Here is a 20,806-nt window from a genome sequence, read left to right as displayed (position 1 = left end):
GGTGGCCGGCTACGATCACGCCCCGTTCGCGCGCGCTCGCGCCGGCGCGACCGACCGTCCCGCGCGACCGTCGTCGGCGTCAGGGCCGATGCGGCGGGCGGCCGACACGCGGGGCGCGACCGGCGGCCCCGCCCGCCGGGCGGCCGACGACCCCGCTCACACCGGCTTGACCAGCAGCCCGTAGTGCGCGCCGAAGATCTCCGCCCCGCGCCGGCGCAGGAACGGGTCGCGCAGGGCCGGCGGCACGTCGCGGGTGCGGTTGCGGTCCCGGGTCCGGTCCCGCACCCACTGGGTACGCGGGCGACGGCGGCTCTCGTACGCGGCCAGGGCCTCCTCGACGGTGTCGGTGGAGGTCAGCGACTCGGCCAGCACCACGGCGTCCTCCAGGGCCATGGCGGTGCCCTGGGACAGGGTCGGCGCGGTGGCGTGCGCGGCGTCGCCGACGAGCAGCACCCGCCCCCGGGACCACCGGCCCAGCTCGACCTCCTCGGTGACGCCGACGTGCACCTGCTCCAGCGCGTCGAGCACCTCGGGCACCGGGCCCGCGTACGCGCCGAACAGCTCGGTCAGCCGCGCGACGGGGTCGGCGGGGGCGACGGTGCCCACCTCGTCGGCGTAGCAGTAGAGCCGGCCGGCCCCGAGCGGCACGACGAGGAAGCCGGCCTGCTGGCCGAGCAGCGCGGTCCACTCGTCGACCGGCGGGCCGCCCCGGACGACGCCCCGGTAGACGACGTGCCCGGCCGGGCGGGGCGCCCCGCCGAGCGCGGCCAGGGCGCGCACGGCCGAGCGGGGGCCGTCGGCGCCGATCACCAGGTCGTACTCGGCGGTGGCGCCGTCGGCGAAGGTGATGCCGACGGCGGCCGGCAGCAGCTCGACCTCCCGCACCTCGACGCAGTGGCGGACCTCGCCGCCGGCACCGGTGAGCAGCACCCGGTGCAGTTCCGACCAGGGCAGCGCGCGGCACTCGCCGACGTCCGCCCAGAGCGACCCCAGGTCGACCTCGCAGAGCGGGTCGCCGGCGGCGTCGAGGAAGCACTGCCGGCGGATGACCTGCCCGAGGGGGCGCACGGGGCCGTCGAGGTCGAGCCCGCGCAGGGCGCGGGCCGCGTTGCCGGGCAGGTAGAGGCCGGTGTCGACGAGGGCCGACGCGGGCAGGCGCTCGGTGACATCGGGCCGGAGACCCACCCTCCGCAGTGCCCGGGCCACGGCCAGACCGGCGATGCCCGCGCCGACGACGAGGATGCGCAGGGGGGAGCCACCCATCGTGGTGTACGCCTCCGGGGGGTAGCGGCACGCGTTGGAGGCAAGACACTACTCGGTGCGATCGACGCACGCCAGGGCCGTTCGTCTCGGGCGGGTCGACCCTCGACGGGTTGCGTCGATCGCCGGGGGACGCCCCACGGGCCGGCCGGGCGGGCGGAAAAGTTGTTCCGCGAGGTGAACTCCGTTCCGCCGGTGGGCCGGTCCATCGACGACCGCTAAAGTGTTCCGGGTGACGGCGGGCGACGCGCACCGGGCGGTGAAGTCGGCCGGTCGCGCGCTCGACGTGCTGGAGGCCCTCGCGGCGGCCGGCGGCCCGCGCCCGCTGGGCGAGTTGAGCCGGGCGCTCGGCATCCCCAAGAGCAGCCTGCACGCGCTCCTGCGCACCCTGCTGGCGCGGGGCTGGGTGGAGACGGACGACGGCGGCGGCCGGTTCGCGCTCGGCCTGCGGGCCCTGGAGGTCGGCGCGGCCTACCTGGGGCGCGACGGCGCGACGGGCCTGCTGGGCGGCGTGCTCGACCGGCTGACGGCCCGGTTCGCCGAGACCGCGCAGCTGTTCCGGCTCGACGGCGGGTCGGTGGTGCTGCTGGCCCGGCGGGAGTCGCCGCACGCGCTGCGCGCGTACCACCCGGTCGGCTGCCGGCTGCCGGCGCACGCCACGGCGGCGGGCCGGGCGCTGCTGGCCCAGCGGCCGGACGACGCGGTGGACCGGTTGCTGAGCTGGCCGCTGCCGGCCCGGACGGCGAGCACGGCGACGGGACCGGCGTGGCTGCGCGCCGAGCTGGCGGCGGTACGCGAGCGGGGCTGGGCGGCAGAGGCGCAGGAGTGCGACCCGGGGCTGGCGGCGGTCGCGGTGGCGGTGCCGCTGCGGCGGCCGGCGACGGAGGCGATCGCGCTCTGCGCGCCGGTGGCGCGGCTGGGGCCGCAGACCCGGGCGCAGATGGCCGCCGCGCTGGTCGAGGCGGCCGGGCGGGTGGGCGCGGGACGCTGGCTGCTGGCCGGGGATTCGTGGCCGCCGTTCGACGGACCGAACGCCGACTCCCCGCTAGCTTAACCGTTTCATTTGCGCAACGGTTTCAAACATGTAAATGTGTCGTCGGAGCGTGGGAGCGCTCCCGCACCCCCGACCACACCGCACCCCCGACCCGTCCCGAGCGTTTCGCCGTCGCAGCAAGGAGCATCATGAAACGTCCACTCCGCGCCCTCGCGGCCGCCGGCCTCCTCGCGGCCGCCTCGATCGTCGCCGTCGCCGTCGGCGGCACCGCCTCCGCCGACACCCAGATCTGCGAGCAGTTCGGCTCGACGGTCATCGGCGGCAAGTACGTCGTGCAGAACAACCGCTGGGGCACCACCGCCCAGCAGTGCATCAACGCCACCAGCACGGGCTTCGAGATCACCACCCTCAACGGCAGCAGCCCGACCAACGGCGCGCCGACCGCGTACCCGTCGATCTTCGTCGGCTGCCACTACACGAACTGCTCGCCGGGGACCAACCTGCCGGTGCAGGTCAGCCAGATCAGCAGTGCCCCCGGCAGCATCAACTACCGCTACGTCAGCGGGGCCATCTACAACGCCTCGTACGACATCTGGCTCGACCCGAGCCCCAAGCGGGACGGGGTGAACCAGATGGAGATCATGATCTGGCTCAACCGGCAGGGCCCGATCCAGCCGATCGGCTCCCCGGTGGGCAACGCCAACATCGCCGGCCGCAACTGGGAGGTCTGGCGCGGCAACAACGGCGGCAACAACGTGATCTCCTACGTCGCGTCGTCGGCGATCCCCAGCCTGAGCTTCGACGTGCTGCACTTCATCAACGACACCCGCAACCGCGGGGCGATCACCAACTCCTGGTACCTGACCAGCATCCAGGCCGGCTTCGAGCCCTGGCAGGGCGGCGCCGGGCTGGCCGTGACGAACTTCTCGCAGAGCGTCAACACCGGCGGCACCCCGCCCACCACCAACCCGACCCCGCCCCCGGGCACCGGCGCCTGCGCGGTGAAGTACACGGCCAACTCGTGGAACAACGGCTTCACCGCCGACGTGCAGATCACCAACACGGGCACGGCGACGCTCAACGGCTGGACGCTGAACTACAACCTGCCGGGCGGCCAGCAGATCACCGGCTCGTGGAACGCCACCGTGTCCCAGAGCGGCTCGGCCGTGACGGCGCGCAACATCAGCCACAACGGCACGCTCGCCCCGGGCGGCACGGCCAGCTTCGGCTACCAGGGCACGCTGAGCGGCGCGTACTCGTCGCCGAGCAGCTTCACCCTCAACGGCATGACCTGCACCCGCTCCTGACCACCACCACAGGCGCGGGGGCGGCCCGGTTCCGGGCCGCCCCCGCGCCGCGTGCAGATCAGCCGCCGAGGGCGTCGATGTCGTGCATCTCCTCGGCGGTCAGCGAGAAGCCCCAGATGTCGGCGTTGGCGCGGATCCGCTCCGGGGTGACCGACTTCGGGATCACCACGATCCCGTGGTCGACGTGCCAGCGCAGCACCACCTGGGCCGGCGACACGTCGTGCGCGGCGGCGATCCGGGTCAGCACCGGGTCGGACAGGTCGGTGGACTTGAACGGGCTGTACCCCTCCAGCACCACTCCCCGGTCCCGGTGCTCGGCGTGCCGCCGCCGGTCGTACAGCGCGGGACCCCAGCGGATCTGGTTGACCGCCGGGACCTCCCCGGTGGCCTGGATCAGCTCGTCGAGCTGGCCGGTGCCGTAGTTGCTCACCCCGACGGCGCGGGTCAGGCCCTCGTCCCGCGCGGCGAGCAGCTCCCGCCACACCGGGATGCTGTCCGACGCCGCCGACGGCGGCCAGTGGATCAGCCAGAGGTCGACGTGGTCGAGGCCGAGGGCCCGCAGGCTGGCCTCGATCGTCTCGCGCTCCCGGCCCACCCGGTCGGGCGGCAGCTTCGTGGTGACGAAGACGTCCTCCCGGCGCAGTCCGCTGTCGCGGACCGCCCGGCCCACCTCCGCCTCGTTGCCGTACATGGTGGCGGTGTCGACGTGCCGGTAGCCGGCGTCGAGGGCCGCGAGCACCGCCGCGTGCCCGGCCTCGCCGGTGGCCTGCCAGGTGCCGAAGCCGAGCAGCGGCATCCGCACGTCGCCGGGGAGCAGCACGGTGGGCTGGTCGAGAGTGTCCATGGCCGCTGTCGTACCCCTGATCGCGCCGGCCATGCCCGGCGCGGCACGCACGGCGCACGGCGCCCGCCTGCGCGACCGCCCGGTTCGGCGCAGAATGCGGGGGTGGCCGACCGCCTGGCGGAGCACCGCCGCCCTCCACCTCTGCGCCGGCGCGGCCACGACCACCGGCGTGACCTGAGAGCTCCGAGCCGAGGGCGGGAAAACGCACCGTGTACCTGACGCACCTGGAGTGCCCGCGCTGCGGGCGGGCGTACCCGGCCGCGGATCCGCAGAACCTGTGCGCCTGCGGGTCACCCCTGCTGGCCCGCCACGACCTCGCGGCCGTGGCCGCCGCGGTCACCCCGGAGCGGCTCGCGCTGCGCCCGGCCGACCTGTGGCGCTACCGGAAGCTGCTGCCGTGGCCGACCCCCGGCACGTCACCACGCTGGGCGAGGGCTGGACGCCGCTGCTGCGCGCCCCGGCGTACGGGGCCCGGATCGGCATCCCGACCTGATCGTCAAGGACGAGGGGCTCACCCCGACGGGGTCGTTCAAGGCGCGCGGCGCGGCGGTCGGCGTGAGCCGGGCCCGGGAGCTGGGCGTCCGGCGGATCGCCCTGCCGACCAACGGCAACGCGGGCGCGGCCTGGGCGACGTACGCCGCCCGTGCCGGTCTCGCCGCGACCGTCGTGATGCCGGTGGACGCGCCGGCCATCTGCCGACGGGAGGTGCTGGCCGCCGGGGGCGACCTGCGGCTGGTCGACGGGCTGATCGGCGACGCCGGGCGGCACGTGGCCGCGCTCGTGGCGGCGGCCGGCGGCGCGGTCTTCGACGCCGGCACGCTGCGCGAGTCCTACCGGCTGGAGGGCAGGAAGACCATGGGGTACGAGATCGTCGAGCAGCTCGGCTGGCAGGTGCCGGACGTGATCGTCTACCCGACGGGCGGCGGGGTGGGGCTGATCGGCATCCACAAGGCCATGCAGGAGCTGCACGGGCTGGGCTGGCTCACCGACCGGCCGCCCCGGCTGGTCGCCGTGCAGTCGACCGGCTGCGCGCCGATTGTGCGCGCCTTCGCCGCCGGGGAGGACCGGGCGCGACCGTGGTGCAAGGAAGGGCCCCTTGTTAACGCTTTCGGTAGAGGAAGGGCCCCTTCCTAACACGCCGCAGCCGGGCGGCCGCCCGCCGGGCGCGGCGGGTCAGCTCGTCGTCGGGTCGGTCAGCCGCCACGCGGCGTTGACCAGCCCGATGTGCGACAGCGCCTGCGGCGTGTTGCCGAGGTGGAGGCCGCTGCCCGGGTCGATCTGCTCGGGCAGCAGCCCCACGTCGTTGGCGTGCCCGAGGAGCCGTTCGAACAGCCGCCGGGCCCGGTCCCGCTCGCCGGTCAGCACCCGGCACTCCACCAGCCAGAACGAGCACAGCAGGAAGCCGGCGGGGTCCGTGGACCAGCGCCGCACCAGGCCGTCGCCGGCGCCCAGCTCGCGCTCGACCGCCTCGATGGTGGCGCGCATCCGGGGCTCGGTCGCGTCGGCGAAGCGCACCAGGGGCAGCAGCAGCGCCGAGGCGTCCAGCTCCGGCGAGCCGAAGGCCCCCGTGTACGCGCCGACCCGGTCGTTCCAGCCCTCCCGGAGCACGGTCGCGCGGATCTCGTCGCGGGTCGCCGCCCAGCGGCCCGGGTCGGCCCGCCCGCCGAGCTGCGGGGCCAGCGCCACCGCCCGGTTCAGCGCCACCCAGCAGAGCACCTTGGACGACAGGTAGTGCCGGTCGGCGTCCCGGGTCTCCCACATCCCCCGGTCGGGCAGCCGCCACGTCGCGGCCACCTGGTCGGCGAGGCCGACCACCATCTCCGCCAGCTCGTCGGCGAGCGTGTCGCCGAGCTGCTCGTGCAACCGCCAGACCGCCGAGATCACCTCGCCCGGCACGTCGAGCTGCCGCTGCCGCCAGGCGTCGTTGCCGAGGCGGACGGGCCGGCTGTCGGCGTATCCCCGCAGGTGGGGGCAGTCGTGCTCGGAGAGGTCCCGCTCCCCCTCCAGCCCGAACAGCACGGGCACCGGCGCGTCGCCGATGCGGCCGATCGAGCGGGCCGCCCAGGCGAACAGGCGCGACGCCTCCTCCGGGCAGGCCGCCACCCAGAGGGCGCGCATCGTCGAGGCGAAGTCGCGCAGCCAGGAGAACCGGTAGTCGTAGTTGCGGTCGCCGCCGAGGCGTTCCGGCAGCGACGTGGTCAGGGCCGCGGCGACCGCGCCGCTGCGGGCGTACGTGAGGCCGGTGAGCACGACCGCGCTGTGCCGGACCTGCGGGACGTACTCGCCCTCGTAGTGGTGGGACTCGCGGAACGCCTGCCACGCCCGGGTGGTGTCGGTGAGCGCGGCGACCGGGTCGAGGCGCACCGGCGGGCCGCCGTACGCCGGGGCGTACGCGAGGGTGAAGCCGACGGTCTCACCGGCCGCGACCGTGAACTCCTGCCGGACCCGGTCGCGGTCCGCGCGCAGGGCGGGCCCGGTGCCGGCCAGCACCAGCACCGCGGGGCCGGCGGCGGCCAGCACGCTGCCGTCGGCCTGCTCGTGCAGGTACGGCGTGAGCAGGCCGTGCTCCGGCCGGGGCGCGAGGTCCAGGCCCATCCGGACCCGGCCGGTGAGCCCCTCGACGACCCGCAGCAGCACGGCCGGGGAGTTCATGCCCAGCTCGTGACCGCGCGCGCCGGACTCGGCGGCGAGCGCGTCGGTGACCGCGACGCTGCCGGCGGGCGTGTGGTGGACGGTGCGCAACACCAGGGTGTCCGGCCGGTACGCCCGCTCGACCCGCGACGGCGCGAGCGGGGCGAGCCGCCAGTGCCCGGCCGCCGGGTCGAGCACCCGGCCGAGGACGGCGGCCCCGTCGAACCGGTCCGGGCACCACCAGTCGATCGAGCCGTCCCGGCCCACCAGCGCGCCGGAGCGGCAGTCGGACAGGAACGCGTAGTCGGAGATGGGCGGCTGGTCCACCCGCCCGGGGTACCCGCGCCGGCTCCGATCAGACAGCGGCCCCGGTCAGACAGCCGGCCCCCGACCAGGCAGCCGGCCTCGACCGGGCGACGGGCCCCGGGCGACGGGCCCCCGGGGGGCCGTGCGTGCGGGCGGGCGACGGGCCCCGGGCGGCGGGCCCCGGGCCGCCGTGCGGGCGGGCCCGGGCCGCGCGCCCGCCGGCCTCAGGCGGTGGGCGGCTCGTCCTCGCCGGCCGCCTCCGCCGCGTCGGCCTCCGCCTTGGTGTGGTGGACGGCCTGGTCGGCGTGCTCGGGCGGGCCGTAGACGGTGTAGAGCACCAGCGGGTTGGGGCCGGTGTTGACGAAGTTGTGCTTGGTGCCGGCGGGCACCACCACCAGGTCGCCCTGGGCGACCTCCTTCGTCTCGCCGGCGACCCGGGCCTCCCCGGTGCCGCTGACGAAGGTGAGGATCTGGTCGATGCCCTCGTGGACCTCCTCGCCGATCTCACCGCCCGGCGGGATCGTCATGATCACCAGTTGGGTGTGGTCGCCGGTCCACAGCACGCGGCGGAAGTCCGGGCTCTTCTCGGCGACTGTCGCGATCGTGAAATGCTCCATGGCCCGCACATACCCGGTCCCGCCGCGCGTCACGCCGGGAACGACGGATGGTGCGATTTCCCACTGATCCGAGGTTTGGACCCGGCCGGACCGGGCATCGACACCTCCGACCGGCGTACGCGTCCGGTCGAGCCAGGTCCCCGCCGGCGTACCGCCGTACGGCTGCGGTGGTGGGAGACGGCCGGAGCGCGGCGACGTTACGACCCCCGGGTCGCAGCGGCGCCGTGCGCTCCTGTCCGGGGCCGGCGACCGGTGCCCGGGGCGGGCCCGGCGGACGGCCCCCGCCGCGGGCTGCGGCGGGGGCCGGGTGCAGCGGCGCACGGGACGCCGGTGCGGGCGCGTCAGGACGCGATGGCGAGGTGGAACGCCCGGTCGGCGGGCGCCCCCGCCGAGGTGAACGTCTGCACGAACACCCCGTTGGGCACGCCGGCGCGGCCGACGACGGCGATCTCGCCGCTGGGTGAGGCGCCGACGCTGCCGGGCAGGCCGATGGTCCCGAGGTACGCGGACCGGGTCAGGTCGTGGGAGAAGACGACCTGGTAGGTCCCGACGCCGAGGCGGGTCGCCGAAACCGTGCCGAAGCCCCGGATCAGCGTCCCGTTGGCGTCGACCACCGCGAAGAAGATCTGCGCTGTCGGGGGCATCCCGTACAGCGTGGCGGGGACGGACAGCGCGGCCACCTCGGCGAGGGTCTCGGGGCTGGCGGCGGGCTGGTCGGCGGTCTTCTTGGACTCGGACATGATGACTCCTTCGCGGCCGCCCGGCGGCGGACGACCAAATAGAGGGATGTAGTGAAAAGTAGTGATCAGCGCGGAAAGCAAATTTTCACACTGATCAATACCTTTTACGAGTAGAACGGTAGCCCCGCCACCCGCCGGCCAGCCATCCCCGCCGGCTGTCCAATCATGGACAGCCGGCTATTTGATCACAGCCCTGAGCTGGGCAGACCCTGTCCGATCACGGACTCCCGCCGCCCGCGTGGCCGCCCGGCCCGGTCAGCCGTCGCGGTGCAGCCAGGCCAGCAGGTCCGGCGGGGCGAGGGCGGCGCTCCGCGCCCGGTAGCGGGCCAGCGTCGCCGCGTCGAGCAGTTCCCGCCCCTGCCCCGAACGGCCGCGCCGGAAGAACGCGTGCCGGTCCCTCAGCACCCCCGCCGGATCCGGGACCAGCAGGTCCGCCCGCTCACGCATCCGGTCGAAGGTGGCCGCCTCGACCAGCTCCGGCCAGCGCGGCTGCGCCACCTCGACGCCGAGCCGGCCGGCCAGCGCGCGCATCTGCCCCGCCAGGTCGGCCACCAGGTCGTCGTAGTGCACGAGGGTCACGTTGGGCCGGTCGCGACGCCGCCAGGCGTCGCCCAGGTGCCACCACACCCCCTGGAGCGAGTCCAGCTCCGCGCGCGGGTCGACCTCGCGGTCCACCCACCGCCGCAACGACTCCACCAACGGGGTACGCGGGGCGGGCGGCCCCGCCGGGGCGGGCCGGCCGGTCAGCTCCGCCAGCCGCGCCCGGTCCAGGTTGCCGCTCTGGTGCCAGAGCGACACCGCCATGTCCAGCGGGTGCCGGGCCACCACCACGTAGTGCGCCCGGTCGTCCAGCGGCACCCCGTCGAGCGGCGTGTGGGTCTTGACGAACCGGCGGTGCCGCTGGGCGGCGAGCCGGGCGTACACCTCGGCGCGGGGCTCGGCCAGCCAGTCCAGCCAGGGCGAGAGCCGCGACAGCGGGGCCGGCAGGTCGGGCGTGCCGAACACCAGCAGGGCACAGATCATCTGCATCCAGGTGGTGCCGCTCTTGGACCGGGTGCTGATGACGATGTCGCCGTCGCGGAACGGGAATCCGGCCCAGCGGGCGCTGTCTTCTTCGGACGATCGGTAGCGGAAGGGCGCGTCGGGCATCCGGGGATCGTACGAGCGCCCCCCGGCCGGACGCCCGGCATTTGCCGCAAGCCCTGTGACGAGGGCCGATGTGTCGCTACATTGAGGTATGGTGCCCGCCCACGGGGGCCGGGCGGCGGAACCGGTCTACCACCCCATCCTCGCCTGCCACCGTGGCGAACTGGAGGCGCTCCGCCACCTCGACAGCGCCACGGCCGCCCTGGTCGCCCCGGTCCTCGACGTGTCCATCGTGGACCGCGCCCTCGCGGAGGCGTTCACCCGGCTCCCGCCCGGGCTGTTGCCGGCGGTCGACGTCACCGCCCTGCCCGACGGGCCGGACGCCGAGCTGGCCCGGTGGAACGTGCCGCTGGTGCCGGTGGCCGGGCTCGCGGACAGCGACGCGCGGCTGGCCGCGCACGGCGTGGCGGCCCGGGCGTACGCCGGACGGCTGGTCGTGCGGCTGCGGGCCCGCAGCGACCGGTCCGGCCCGGACGCCGCGACGGCCTCGGTGGAGCGGATCTGGCGGCTCACCCGGCTCGTGCCCGAGCAGTGCGAGCTCCTCGTCGACGCCGGGGACGTCTGCTGCCCGGCGGACGTCCGGCTCGCCGAGCCGCGCGTGCGGCGGCTGGTGGACTGGGCGCGGCGGCACGCCTGGCGGGCGGTGACGGTGGCGGCCGGCGGGCTGCCGCCGACGCGGGCCGGGTTCCCCACCGACGAGCCGGTCCGCCTCGAACGCTGGGACTGGCTGCTCTGGCGTCGACTGGCCGACCTCGGCGTCCGGTACGGCGACTACGCGGTCGGCTGCGCGGTGCCCGGCGGCGAGCCGCTCTCCGACCGCCTGCCCACGGTCCGCTACACCACCGACCACGCGTGGTGGCTCTACCGCTGGTACCGGCGGGGCGGCCGGGGCGACGAGCGGGTCGCCGACCTGTGTCGGACGCTGGTGTCGGCGACGCACTGGCCGACGGCCGGGGCGGCGTTCTCGTGGGGTGACCACGAGATCCTGCGTCGGGCCCGGCGGGTGGCCGGGGCCGGCTCCACGACGAACTGGGCGGCCTGGAGCACCTCGCACCACCTGGCCCACGTGCTGCACCAGCTCCGCCACGACGGCGATCGCCGCCCCACCGGCCGGCCCACGCGCGCGGCGGGCCGACGCGGCGAGGGGCCGGCTACTGCTCGGTGAAGCCGAACTGCACGATCCCCTCGTCGTCGACGGTGGCGTCGACCGAGGTGTCGGTGAGCAGGTCGGCGGCGTCGGAGTCGAGGAAGATCCGGGCGCCCTGCTGGTCGACCACCTGGTCGCCCTGGACGGGCTCGGGCACCAGCTCGATGGTGAGCGAGCCGGCGTCGGTGTCGGCGGCGATGCGCAGGCCGCCGCCCTCGGCGACGTCCTCCTGGGCGGCCAGGTCGCGGATCACCAGCACGGCGTTGTCGGTCATGGTCAGCATGGGGCACTCCTCGTGGATTCTCGGTGGCACCCGGGTGCGGACCGGGCTCGGCCCGCGGACGGTCACACGGGGGAGCTCGGGTGACGGCGGGGCCGTCACCGGGCGAAACGGGGCTGCTCGGCACGCGCCCCTGCACCCACCGTGCCCGCTGCGGTGGCATCCGTCAAATGGAACGAGTTCGATCGGGCCTTGCGACGGAACCGGCTCCGAGCTGCCCGGATGCTCCCTACGCTGGAGCCCATGGACGACGCGAGGCGGTACGCGGCCGAGTTCGTCGGCACCCTGCTGCTGGTCTTCTTCGGCGTGGGCAGCGCGGTCTTCGCCCAGGTCCAGGGCGGCGTGGTGGTGGTCGCGCTGGCCTTCGGCTTCATCCTGGTGGGGCTGGTCTACACCATCGGCCCGCTCTCGGGCTGCCACGTCAACCCGGCGGTGACCCTGGGGGTGCTGCTGTCGGGCAAGATCTCCCCGGTCGGCGCGGCGGCGTACTGGATCACGCAGTTCGCCGGGGCGACGGTGGCCGCGCTGCTCATCTGGGGGCTCACCCGCTGGGGTGGCGTGGCGGACCAGACCGGGGTGCTCGGCACCAACGGCTACGGCGCGCACATCAACCTGGGCGGCACGGCCGTGCTGGAGACGGTGCTGAGCTTCCTGTTCGTCCTCGTCGTGCTGGTGGTGACCAGCCGGGCCGAGCACGCCGGGTTCGCCGGGCTGGCGATCGGGCTGAGCCTGGCCGCCTGCCTCCTGGTCGGCCTGACCCTCGACGGCGTCTCGATCAACCCGGCCCGGTCGTTCGGCCCGGCGGTGTTCGAGGGCGGCACGGCCCTGCGACAGCTCTGGGTGTTCGTCGTCTTCCCGCTGCTCGGCGGCGCGTTGGCCGCCCTCGCGGCGCCCCTCGTGGTGCGGCGCGACCCGCGCTACCGCGCCGATCCGGAGACGACCGGCCCCGCGCCCGGGCCCGCCTGACGCGAGCCGGCGGGCCGGGGGACAGGGCCGGACCGGTCCGTCGGCGGGCCGGGGGACGGGGGCGGACCGGTCCGTCGGCGCGCCGCGGCCCCGGACCGCCGCCCGATCCGGCACTAACCTTCGCTCCATGGGCTTGGCCGGCAGAATTCTCCATGGCAGCATCAGCGCATGCAGCGTTGCGCCGCAAGCCCCGAGCGGGTGGAGGCGTCACCTGTCAGACCGGCCCGGGCCCCTTCCGGGTGCGGAGGAAGGGGCCCGGGCCCACGGGCGTCCCGGGGGCCGACGGGCGCGTCACGCGCCGGGGCGGTCCGGCGGGCGCACCGTGGCGGCCGGGTCGCCCCGTTCGATCAGCAGGTCTATCTCGGCGGCCCGCAGGCCGCGCAGGGCGAGCACGCGCCGACCCCAGCGGTGCAGCCGGCAGGGGTGCGGGCTGGCGTCGTTGCGGCAGACCATCCCGCCGGACCAGCGCCGGGGCGCGTGCACGACGACCGCCCGCACCGCGAACTGGGCGTCCTCCCCCGTGACGTACGGCGGCAGCGGAATGTCCCACAGCCCCTCCCCGGACTCCTCGCGCGCGCCGGGAACGGCGGCGGAACGGGCGGCACGGGTGGGGGTGGCGGTGCGGCTCATCGGGCATGCCTCCACAGAGGACGGACGGACCAGGTCAGCGGACAACCTACGACCGTCCGGAGGCGGCCCGACGGACAAACTGTCCCGATCGGCAGGCGGGCCCGGACCGCCCGCACCGGCTCAACGCAGCGCCACGGCCTGCAGGTTGACGTTGCCGCACCCGCCGAAGGTGGCCTCGACGGTCCAGGTGAGCAGCAGCTTCGTCCCCTTCGGGGCCTGGAACCGCACGGTGAACTCGGTGGTGTGCGTGGTGTGCGGGTCCTCCAGCCGGCGGACGGCCGTCCCACCGCCGTCGGACAGCCGCGCCTCCAGCCGGCCGCGCGCCATCCACAGGCCGGCGTAGAGACGCACGGTGCGGGCCTCGCCCCCACCGTCCACGGCGAGCGCGAAGCCGCTGCCGACGCCACAGGTGGAGACGCCTGTCGTGGTCGCCGTGGACGACGTCACCGGGGCACCGTCGCGCCAGCTGAACGTCTCCGGGCTGACGTCGTGGCCCACCCGGTCGCCGCGGCCGCCCTCGTCGGCGATCTCCCCCGAACCGTCACGCTTGCGGACCGTCGAGTCGGGGCCGCGCAGTCCCCAGTGGACCCAGTCCCGGGTGCCCGCCGCGGTCAGGTCGACGGCGGCCGGCACGTCGGCCTGGGCGACGTCGAGGTGGACCGCCGCCGGCTGCGGCGCCACCGGGCTCGACGGCGACGGCGGCGGCGGGGCGGTCGGGGTCCGCTGCCGGGGGCGCAGGCCGGGCGTGGCCGCGTCGGCGGGCGAGCCCGGCCGGTCCGCCACCGGGAACCCGCCGCTGGGCCGGCCCGCCGGGGCCGGCAGCACCGCCTCGTCGTCCGGGCCGGCGGCCGGGCCGTCCGGGGCGGCGGCATACACCCCGAGGGCGACGAGACAGGCGACGACCACCAGGCCCTCCACCGCCCACCGCCGGCGCTGCCGGGCCCGGGCCAGCCGGCGCTGCTCCGAGCGCGTCCGGCCGTCGACCGGCTCCCCGGCCCGGCGCAGCGGGCCGGACACCCCCCGCCCACCAGGATCGACGTCCCGCGTGAGGTCTTCCTGCGCCACCTGGCCTCCACTCCCCACCCGGTGTCCCGGTCCCGGCGACCGCCGCGCACCGGCGTGAGCCGTATCACGTTGGCACCACCCCCGGCCGGACGCCAGGGGTGTCCCGCCGGGCGTTTCCACTTCGTTACCGTCCGGTAGGAGCCGGCGCGCGACCGGCTCCCCAGCGACCGGGGCGGGCTGCGCCACGGCGCCGGGTCACCGGACGGGCGCGGGAACGTCGGCGGGGGTCAGCCGGGCGGGCGCCGACGTCGCGGCGAGACAGGCAGGGCGCACCGCGACGCGCCGAGGCGGTGGTGGCGCCGCCGGCTGCGCTGAGCGTACTGGAGGTCACGTTAAGCGCGAAAGCGGCGAAGTCCACGAACCGGGGCGGGCCCCGATTGAGTCGCCGATCAGCCCACCTGGAAGCCGAGGGCCTGCGCCAGCAGCACCGCCTGCCCGGCGTCGACCAGCGCCCCGGCCCGCCGCACCGTCGTCGGATCCAGCGCCGACAGGTCGCTGCCCCGCAGGTCGGCGCGCACGAGACAGGAGCCGTGCAACTGGGCCCCGGAGAGGTCGACGCCGGTGACCGTGGCGCCGGTCAGATCGGCGCCGGTCAGGTCCGCCTCCCGCATCCGGACGTCGGTCAGGCGCACCCCGCGCAGGTCGGCGGCGGGCAGCGCCACGAACGACCAGTCGCCGCCGTCGACCCGCAACGGCCGCAGGTCACACTGGTCGAAGCTGCTGCCGACCAGCTTGCAGCCGGTGAACTCGGCCTCGAACAGGTTGCACCGCTTGAACACGCAGCGGGTGAAGGCCGAGTCGACGTGCCGGGAGGCGTTGAACGCCACGTTGCCGAAGACGCACTCCGTGAAGACCGCGCCGCGGCTGACCGCCTCGGTCAGGTCGACGTGGAAGAACTCGCAGCGCACGAAGTGCCGGTCGGCCAGGTCCTCGGCATACCAGTCGTCGTGGCGGAAGGTCGCGTCCTCGGTGGGCTCCGGCACCCGGCCAGCCTAACGGCGGCCACCGACGTCTTCCGCGCGGCGCGTACCGGCTAGTAGGTTCGGTGGGTGAGCCTGGCCCCCCGCACCGACCCCGACCGCATCGGCTTCGACCCCGCGCGGCTGGCACGGATCGACGAGCACTTCGGCAGGTACGTCGACGACGGCCGGCTCGCCGGCTGGCAGATCGTCGTCACCCGCCGGGGCGAGGTCGCCCACGCCAGCACCTACGGGATGCGCGACCGGGAGGCCGGGCTGCCGGTCGAGCCGGACACCATCTGGCGCATCTACTCGATGACCAAGCCGATCACCTCCGTCGCCGCGATGATGCTGTGGGAGGAGGGCCGCTTCGAGCTCACCGACCCGATCGGCCGCTGGCTGCCCGAGTTCGCCGAGGTCCGGGTCTACGACAAGGGGCCGGTGACCAAGCCGTACACGGTGCCGGCGGTCGAGCCCATCCGGATCTGGCACCTGCTGACGCACATGTCCGGCCTGACGTACGGCTTCGCCCAGGTCTCCGTCGTCGACGGCCTCTACCGGGCGGCCGGCTTCGACCTCGGCGTGCCCGCCGGCGCCGACCTGGCCGCCGCCAGCCAGGGGCTCGCCCGGCTGCCGCTGCTGTTCCAGCCCGGCACCGGCTGGAACTACGGGGTCTCCACCGACGTGCTCGGCCGGCTGATCGAGGTCGTCTCCGGGCAGCGGCTCGACGAGTTCCTCGCCGCCCGGATCTTCCGGCCGCTGGGCATGACCGACACCGGCTGGTGGGTCGAGGAGGCCGACGCCAAGCGGCTCGCCGCGCTCTACTTCCCGCACCCCGCGACCGGGCAGGCCATCCGCGCCGACGCGCTCGGCCGGCTCGCGCTTGCCGCGCCCGACTTCCTCTCCGGGGGCGGCGGGCTGGTCTCCACCGCCGCCGACTACCACCGGTTCACCCAGCTCCTGCTGCGTGGCGGGGAGCTGGACGGCGTGCGCCTGCTCGGGCCCCGCACGGTGCGCTTCATGACCCGCAACCACCTGCCCGACGGCCGCGACCTGGCCTCCTACGCCCCGACCGGCTTCGCCGAGACGGTGCTCGACGGCATCGGCTTCGGCCTCGGCTTCGCCGTGGTGCAGGACCCGGTCCCGTCCCGGGTGCCGAGCAGCGCCGGCGAATACTACTGGGGCGGGATGGCCAGCACCGCGTTCTGGGTCGACCCGGTGGAGGAGGTCACCGCGCTGCTGTTCACCCAGCTCATGCCGTCGAGCACCCACCCGCTGCGGCCCCAGCTGCGCCAGCTCGTCTACTCCGCCCTGGTCGACTGAGCCGGCCGGTGGTCCCGCCGCCGACGGCGTCGGGCACGGCGCGGTGGTGTCGCGGGCGGCATCGGGGGCGGCCCCGCCGGCGGTATCCGGGGCGTCTCGTCGGCGACGCCGAGGAAGCGCGGCCGGGATCGCCGGAACGCCGCCGCCGGGCCCGGCCGGCTCCTAGCCTGGGGCCATGAGCAACGTCGTGGTGTTCGGCGCCGGGGGCACGGCGGGGTCGCGGATCACCGCCGAGGCGGTCGCCCGGGGCCACCGGGTGACCGCAGCCGTACGCCGCCCCGAGGCGACCGGCTACCTGCCGGCCGGGGTCGACCTGGTCACCGGGGACGTCACCTCGGCGCACAGCGTGCGGGAGCTGGCCCCGGCCGCCGACGTCATGGTCGTCGCCGTCGGCGGCGACGAGGGCCGGGCGCTGTGGCGCGACGCGGCCGAGAACCTCGTCACCGTGCTGCGGGACGTGCCGAACCCGCCCCGGATCATCCACGTCGGCGGCGGGGCGACCCTGCTGACGCCCCGCGGCACCCCGTACCTGGAGGAGCCGGACTTCCCGGAGGAGTACCGGGAGCCCGCCCTGGGCCAGGCCGACGCCCTGGCCTGGTACCGCTCGGCGGCCGACGGGGTCACCTGGACGTACGTCTCCCCGCCGCCGCTGGAGTTCCACCCCGGGGAGCGCACCGGCCACTACCGCACCGGCCTCGACGAGCCGGTGACCGACGAGCGGGGGCGCGCGGCGCTGAGCTACGAGGACCTGGCCGTCGCCGTCGTCGACGAGATCGAGAACCCGCGCTTCGAGAACATGCGCTTCACCGCCGGCTACTGAGCCGGGGCGGGGTGTGCCCGGTCCCGCCCCGCCCGACCAGGTCGCGCGTGCTCAGCCGCCGCGCGGGCACAGTCAGACCGCGTGGGCACAGTGTCAGACCGCGCCTGCTCAGTCGGCGCGCCTGCTCAGTCGGCGAGGCGGGCCGGGAAGCCGCCGGTGGCGATCGGTCCCCAGTCGTCGACGGTGACCCGGATCAGCGACTTGCCCTGCCGGACCATCGCCGCCCGGTACTCGTCCCAGTCCGGGTGCTCGCCCGAGATGCTGCGGAAGTATGCCACCAGGGGCTCCAGCGCCTCGGGCAGGTCGAGCACCTCGGCGGTGCCGTCCACCTGCACCCAGGGCCCGTCCCAGTCGTCGGAGAGCACGCAGGCCGAGACGCGGGCGTCCCGCCGGATGTTGCGCGCCTTGGCCCGCTCCGGATAGGTGGAGATCACCAGCCGGCCCTCGGGGTCCACCCCGCACGCCACCGGGGAGGACTGGGGGCGGCCGTCGGAGCGGGTGGTCATCAGCAGGACCCGGTGCCGGGGACGGATGAAGTCGAGCAGGGCGGCCCGGTCGACCCGGGTGTTGCTCGCGATGCTGCGTGCCATACCCGTTTCTACCAGCAGCGCCGTCAGCGGGGCCGGGCGGTGTTCCGCCCCGCCGTGGGCTGGGCGGGCACCCGGGGCCGCACGGTGGGCCGCCACGCCCGGCCGTTGGCGTAGATCACCCGGAAGCCCAGGTACGCCGCCAGCGGCGCCCAGTGCGCCGAGCCCATCCGCAGCTCGGCGGCGTTGTGCCGCTGCCCGTTGGCCAGCACGTCGAGCAGCACGGTCTCGAACGCCGCCGACTCCACCCAGTCGACCTCCCGGGTGAACCCGCAGATCAGGGCCGCGCCGGTCTCGTCGAGGAAGTCGCGCAGCACGGCGTCGGACGCCCGCAGCACCGAGCAGCTGCCGAAGTAGAGGCGGCGGCCGTCGCAGCGGCCGGCCATCCGTTCGGCGACGTCGGAGAGGTCGACCGAGTCCCAGTCGGTGAGGCAGAGGCGGCTCGGCTCGCCGTGCATGGCGAAGAAGCCCACCCGGTAGTCGGCGTACTGCTTGAGCAGCCAGCGGTCGAGGAAGTAGAACAGCTCGTCGCGGGTCGCCGCGTCCTTGTGGATGAACCGGATCTTGCCCAGCCGTTCGAGGAGCTCCAGGGTCGGCAGGACCGACCCGCGCTCGTTGAGGTCACGGTGCCACTGCCCCTCGACGCAGAAGACACCACCGCGCGCCACCAGCCACCTCCCCGAGCCCCCGCTGACGTTACCGCCAGCCGCCGCCACCTCGGGGATCACCCTCCGCACGAGTCGGCTGCGAGCTCGCCCCGTCCCGGCGTCGCGGCGTCCCGGCGTCGCGGCGTCCCGGCGTCGCGTCGTCCCGGCGCAAGATCGCGCTCGATCACGGATCGAGTGGCCTCCTGCGCCCCGCGAGACCACTCGATCCGTGATCGAGCAGGGCCTTGCCCGCACGGCGTCGGCCCGGTCGCGAGATGCAACCTCCGCTACCGGGCCGACGCAACGTTCCGGTCAGCTCGCCCGAGGCCAGCGCGGCGCGGCGGCGTTGGGCGGCACCGGCCGGCTGGGCAGGCCGGGCCGGACCACGGGCCGCCCGGTGGGCACGGAGACCCGCCCAGGCGCAGGGGGCACCCGCCCCGGGGGCGTCGGCACCCGACCGGAAGGTGTCGGCACCCGACCCGGCGGCGTCGGCACCCGCCCGCCGGACGCGGAGACCCGGCCCGGCGGCACGGGCGTACGCCCGCCCGGGTTGGCGGCGCGGCCCGGGGGCGTCGCGCCCCGCCCGGACTGCGCGGCGGCCGGGTGCACGGCGGGCCGGTCGGCGCGCGACGGACCGGTCGCCGTGAACGGGAACGGCACGTGCACGAACGGGTTTCCGTGCCTGATCAGGGCGTCGATCTGCCGCCCGTTGAGGCCGTGGGCCTCCAGCACCCGCCGACCCCAGCGGTGCAGCCGGCAGGGGTACGACGCTCCGTCGTTGCGGCACAACGCCCCCGACGGCCACTCCTCGGCGGCGTGCACCACCACCGCCCGGACCGCGAGCCGGACGTCCTCGGGTGTCAGGGACGCCGGGACCGGCACCTCACCCAGCACTTGGTCGATGGGATCCGTCGACTGCTCACCAACTCGCACGGCAGGCCTCCCGCAGCTCGGCAGCGGTGCGGCCGACCCGCCGCACCACATCCTCGCGCAGTGGTACGGCGCGCGGGGGCGAGGAGTTCAATCACGGGTCCGCGGGGGCGCCAAGGTCATGACGGCCGGGTGGCGGTATCCAGCCCGGATGATCACGCCATGTCGCCGACATGAAGTCGATCAAGTCTCCAACAGGTCGGCACCCGTAAAGTTCCCCGGCGCTCTCCCGATGTTCACACCGGCGCCGATAGCATCGTCGACCATGAATACAAAGAGCGTCACCCGCTCGCGATCCGGGCGGCTGATCACGGCGTTCGCACTGGCCGTCACGATGGTGGCACCCGTCGTGGCGAGCACCTCCGCGTCGGCGGCGACCACGCTGACCGTGGCACAGGCGCTGGCCGCCCAGGACGGGCGCACGGCCACCGTCACCGGATACGTCGTCGGGCAGCCGACGGCGACGAACACGGTGATCACCTCCGGCTACACGGCGGACACGGCGATCGCCATCGCCGACAGCGCCGCCGAGACCGGCACGGGCAGGATGCTCTACGTCCAGGTGACTGCCGCGTACCGCAGCACCTTCGGGCTGCTGACCAACCCGGGGCTACGCGGCAGGCAGGTCACCGCCACCGGGGCGCTGACCGCGTACTTCAGCCACGGCGGGCTGAAGAACCCGACCGCGATGAGCCTCGGCGGCGGCACCCCGAGCCCGTCGCCGACGGCGTCGCCCACCGCGTCGCCCAACCCGTCGCCCAGCCCGACCGGCGGCGGCGGCCCGTACGACTCGACGTACTACGCCAGCGCGATGGGCAAGACCGGCGCCGCGCTGCGCAGCTCCCTGCACGCCATCATCAGGACGCAGACGAAGCTCAACTACGACCAGGTGTGGGAGGCGTTGAAGGACACCGACCAGGACCCGGCCAACGCCAACAACGTGCTGCTGCTCTACAGCGGCCGCTCGCAGAGCAAGACCAGCAACGGCGGCGACGCCAACGACTGGAACCGCGAGCACGTCTGGGCCAAGTCGCACGGCGACTTCGGCACCGCCACCGGCCCGGGCACCGACGTGCACCACCTGCGCCCCGAGGACGTCTCGGTCAACTCGACGCGCGGCAACAAGGACTTCGACACCGGGGGCAGCGGGGTGTCCGAGTGCGCCGGCTGCTATTCCGACGCCGACTCGTTCGAGCCGCGCAACGCGGTCAAGGGCGACGTCGCCCGCATGATCATGTATATGGCGATCCGCTACGAGGGCGACGACGGCTGGCCGAACCTGGAGATCAACAACTCGGTGTCCAACGGCACGTCCCCGTACCACGGGAAGCTGTCGGTCCTGCTCGCCTGGAACCTGGCCGACCCGCCGGACGCGTTCGAGAAGCGCCGCAACCAGGTCATCTACGATCGCTGGCAGGGCAACCGCAACCCGTTCGTCGACCACCCGGAGTGGGCCACCGCCATCTGGGGCTGACCCCGCCCGGGGCCACCCGGTTGTCGCGGATCACCCCGCCCCGGTCGTGAGATGGCGACCGGGCGGGGTAGGACAACCGGGTGGCACGGCCCGGCCGCGCAGCCTCCGCGCGCCCGGGCCCCTGACGATGGGA

Annotated in this window: 20 protein-coding genes and 1 pseudogene; 8 read left to right on the top strand and 13 right to left on the bottom strand. The window is 75.1% G+C overall.

Features of this window, described 5'->3' with window-relative positions; translation table 11 throughout:
- Positions 1-156 precede the first annotated feature (156 nt).
- Positions 157-1,263 carry an FAD-dependent monooxygenase gene (locus O7633_RS27230; RefSeq protein ID WP_282324431.1) on the bottom strand — a complete coding sequence of 369 codons (1,107 nt, stop codon included), beginning with the start codon at positions 1,261-1,263 and terminating at the stop codon, positions 157-159.
- Positions 1,264-1,492: 229 nt separating this feature from the next.
- Between O7633_RS27230 and O7633_RS27225 the strand changes: the two genes are divergently transcribed.
- The gene (locus O7633_RS27225; RefSeq protein WP_256095363.1) at positions 1,493-2,314 is read left to right on the top strand and encodes an IclR family transcriptional regulator; all 822 of its coding nucleotides are present in this window, start codon (positions 1,493-1,495) and stop codon (positions 2,312-2,314) included.
- Between the two features lie 128 nt (positions 2,315-2,442).
- A complete protein-coding gene (locus O7633_RS27220; protein WP_074473634.1) occupies positions 2,443-3,561 on the top strand; it encodes a cellulose binding domain-containing protein in 1,119 nt (372 codons plus the stop codon).
- Positions 3,562-3,619: 58 nt separating this feature from the next.
- Here the strand turns inward: O7633_RS27220 and O7633_RS27215 are convergent, their stop codons facing one another.
- Entirely contained in the window at positions 3,620-4,405 is a 786-nt protein-coding gene (locus tag O7633_RS27215) for an aldo/keto reductase (RefSeq protein ID WP_074473632.1), read from the bottom strand.
- A 209-nt stretch (positions 4,406-4,614) separates the two neighbouring features.
- Here O7633_RS27215 and O7633_RS27210 point away from each other — a divergent pair.
- Positions 4,615-5,473, top strand: a pseudogene (locus O7633_RS27210) (threonine synthase); the annotation flags it as partial.
- 105 nt (positions 5,474-5,578) lie between these two features.
- On the opposite strand, the gene O7633_RS27205 reads toward O7633_RS27210, so the two are convergent.
- The 4 genes from O7633_RS27205 to O7633_RS27190 form a co-directional block, all read right to left on the bottom strand.
- Complete coding sequence (locus O7633_RS27205) at positions 5,579-7,363, bottom strand: glycoside hydrolase family 15 protein (RefSeq protein ID WP_282324430.1); 1,785 nt, start codon at positions 7,361-7,363, stop codon at positions 5,579-5,581.
- A 203-nt stretch (positions 7,364-7,566) separates the two neighbouring features.
- Positions 7,567-7,959, bottom strand: a complete 393-nt coding sequence (locus O7633_RS27200; RefSeq protein ID WP_178063652.1) for a cupin domain-containing protein — start codon at positions 7,957-7,959, stop codon at positions 7,567-7,569.
- 341 nt (positions 7,960-8,300) lie between these two features.
- The gene (locus O7633_RS27195) at positions 8,301-8,699 is read right to left on the bottom strand and encodes a hypothetical protein (protein ID WP_278132626.1); all 399 of its coding nucleotides are present in this window, start codon (positions 8,697-8,699) and stop codon (positions 8,301-8,303) included.
- Between the two features lie 255 nt (positions 8,700-8,954).
- Entirely contained in the window at positions 8,955-9,848 is an 894-nt protein-coding gene (locus O7633_RS27190; protein WP_282324429.1) for a sulfotransferase domain-containing protein, read from the bottom strand.
- A gap of 88 nt (positions 9,849-9,936) precedes the next feature.
- Here O7633_RS27190 and O7633_RS27185 point away from each other — a divergent pair, with 88 nt between their 5' ends.
- The gene (locus O7633_RS27185) at positions 9,937-11,010 is read left to right on the top strand and encodes a hypothetical protein (RefSeq protein ID WP_282324428.1); all 1,074 of its coding nucleotides are present in this window, start codon (positions 9,937-9,939) and stop codon (positions 11,008-11,010) included.
- Here O7633_RS27185 and O7633_RS27180 read toward each other — a convergent pair.
- On the bottom strand, positions 10,997-11,275 hold the full coding sequence (locus tag O7633_RS27180) for an iron-sulfur cluster biosynthesis family protein (protein ID WP_282324427.1): 279 nt from the start codon (positions 11,273-11,275) through the stop codon (positions 10,997-10,999). The genes O7633_RS27185 and O7633_RS27180 overlap by 14 nt on opposite strands.
- Before the next feature lie 240 nt (positions 11,276-11,515).
- On the opposite strand from O7633_RS27180, the gene O7633_RS27175 reads away from it, so the two are divergent.
- A complete protein-coding gene (locus O7633_RS27175; RefSeq protein ID WP_282324426.1) occupies positions 11,516-12,238 on the top strand; it encodes an aquaporin in 723 nt (240 codons plus the stop codon).
- A 291-nt stretch (positions 12,239-12,529) separates the two neighbouring features.
- Here O7633_RS27175 and O7633_RS27170 read toward each other — a convergent pair whose 3' ends face one another.
- From O7633_RS27170 to O7633_RS27160, 3 genes are all read right to left on the bottom strand, one after another.
- On the bottom strand, positions 12,530-12,868 hold the full coding sequence (locus tag O7633_RS27170) for a hypothetical protein (protein ID WP_282324425.1): 339 nt from the start codon (positions 12,866-12,868) through the stop codon (positions 12,530-12,532).
- Between the two features lie 120 nt (positions 12,869-12,988).
- Entirely contained in the window at positions 12,989-13,933 is a 945-nt protein-coding gene (locus tag O7633_RS27165; protein ID WP_282324424.1) for a hypothetical protein, read from the bottom strand.
- A 389-nt stretch (positions 13,934-14,322) separates the two neighbouring features.
- A complete protein-coding gene (locus O7633_RS27160) occupies positions 14,323-14,916 on the bottom strand; it encodes a pentapeptide repeat-containing protein (RefSeq protein WP_178063645.1) in 594 nt (197 codons plus the stop codon).
- Between the two features lie 66 nt (positions 14,917-14,982).
- Between O7633_RS27160 and O7633_RS27155 the strand changes: the two genes are divergently transcribed.
- Positions 14,983-16,215 (top strand): serine hydrolase domain-containing protein, encoded by a 1,233-nt coding sequence (locus O7633_RS27155; RefSeq protein ID WP_282324423.1) that lies wholly within the window; start codon positions 14,983-14,985, stop codon positions 16,213-16,215.
- A 175-nt stretch (positions 16,216-16,390) separates the two neighbouring features.
- The gene (locus O7633_RS27150; RefSeq protein ID WP_178063643.1) at positions 16,391-17,035 is read left to right on the top strand and encodes an NAD(P)H-binding protein; all 645 of its coding nucleotides are present in this window, start codon (positions 16,391-16,393) and stop codon (positions 17,033-17,035) included.
- A gap of 125 nt (positions 17,036-17,160) precedes the next feature.
- Here O7633_RS27150 and O7633_RS27145 read toward each other — a convergent pair whose 3' ends face one another.
- The 3 genes from O7633_RS27145 to O7633_RS27135 form a co-directional block, all read right to left on the bottom strand.
- Positions 17,161-17,625: a PPOX class F420-dependent oxidoreductase gene (locus O7633_RS27145; RefSeq protein ID WP_282324422.1), complete on the bottom strand. Its 465-nt coding sequence runs from the start codon at positions 17,623-17,625 to the stop codon at positions 17,161-17,163.
- Between the two features lie 23 nt (positions 17,626-17,648).
- Positions 17,649-18,290 (bottom strand): hypothetical protein, encoded by a 642-nt coding sequence (locus O7633_RS27140; RefSeq protein ID WP_074473608.1) that lies wholly within the window; start codon positions 18,288-18,290, stop codon positions 17,649-17,651.
- 291 nt (positions 18,291-18,581) lie between these two features.
- Positions 18,582-19,163 carry a hypothetical protein gene (locus O7633_RS27135; RefSeq protein ID WP_282324421.1) on the bottom strand — a complete coding sequence of 194 codons (582 nt, stop codon included), beginning with the start codon at positions 19,161-19,163 and terminating at the stop codon, positions 18,582-18,584.
- Between the two features lie 301 nt (positions 19,164-19,464).
- On the opposite strand from O7633_RS27135, the gene O7633_RS27130 reads away from it, so the two are divergent.
- Positions 19,465-20,673: an endonuclease gene (locus O7633_RS27130; RefSeq protein WP_282324420.1), complete on the top strand. Its 1,209-nt coding sequence runs from the start codon at positions 19,465-19,467 to the stop codon at positions 20,671-20,673.
- The last annotated feature ends 133 nt before the right edge of the window (positions 20,674-20,806 follow it).

Origin of the sequence: Micromonospora sp. WMMD712 (assembly GCF_029581295.1) — a bacterium.
Taxonomy (GTDB): Bacteria; Actinomycetota; Actinomycetes; order Mycobacteriales; family Micromonosporaceae; genus Micromonospora; species Micromonospora carbonacea.
Note: the sequence above shows the minus strand (reverse complement) of the source record. Positions and strands in the feature narration are given on the sequence as shown.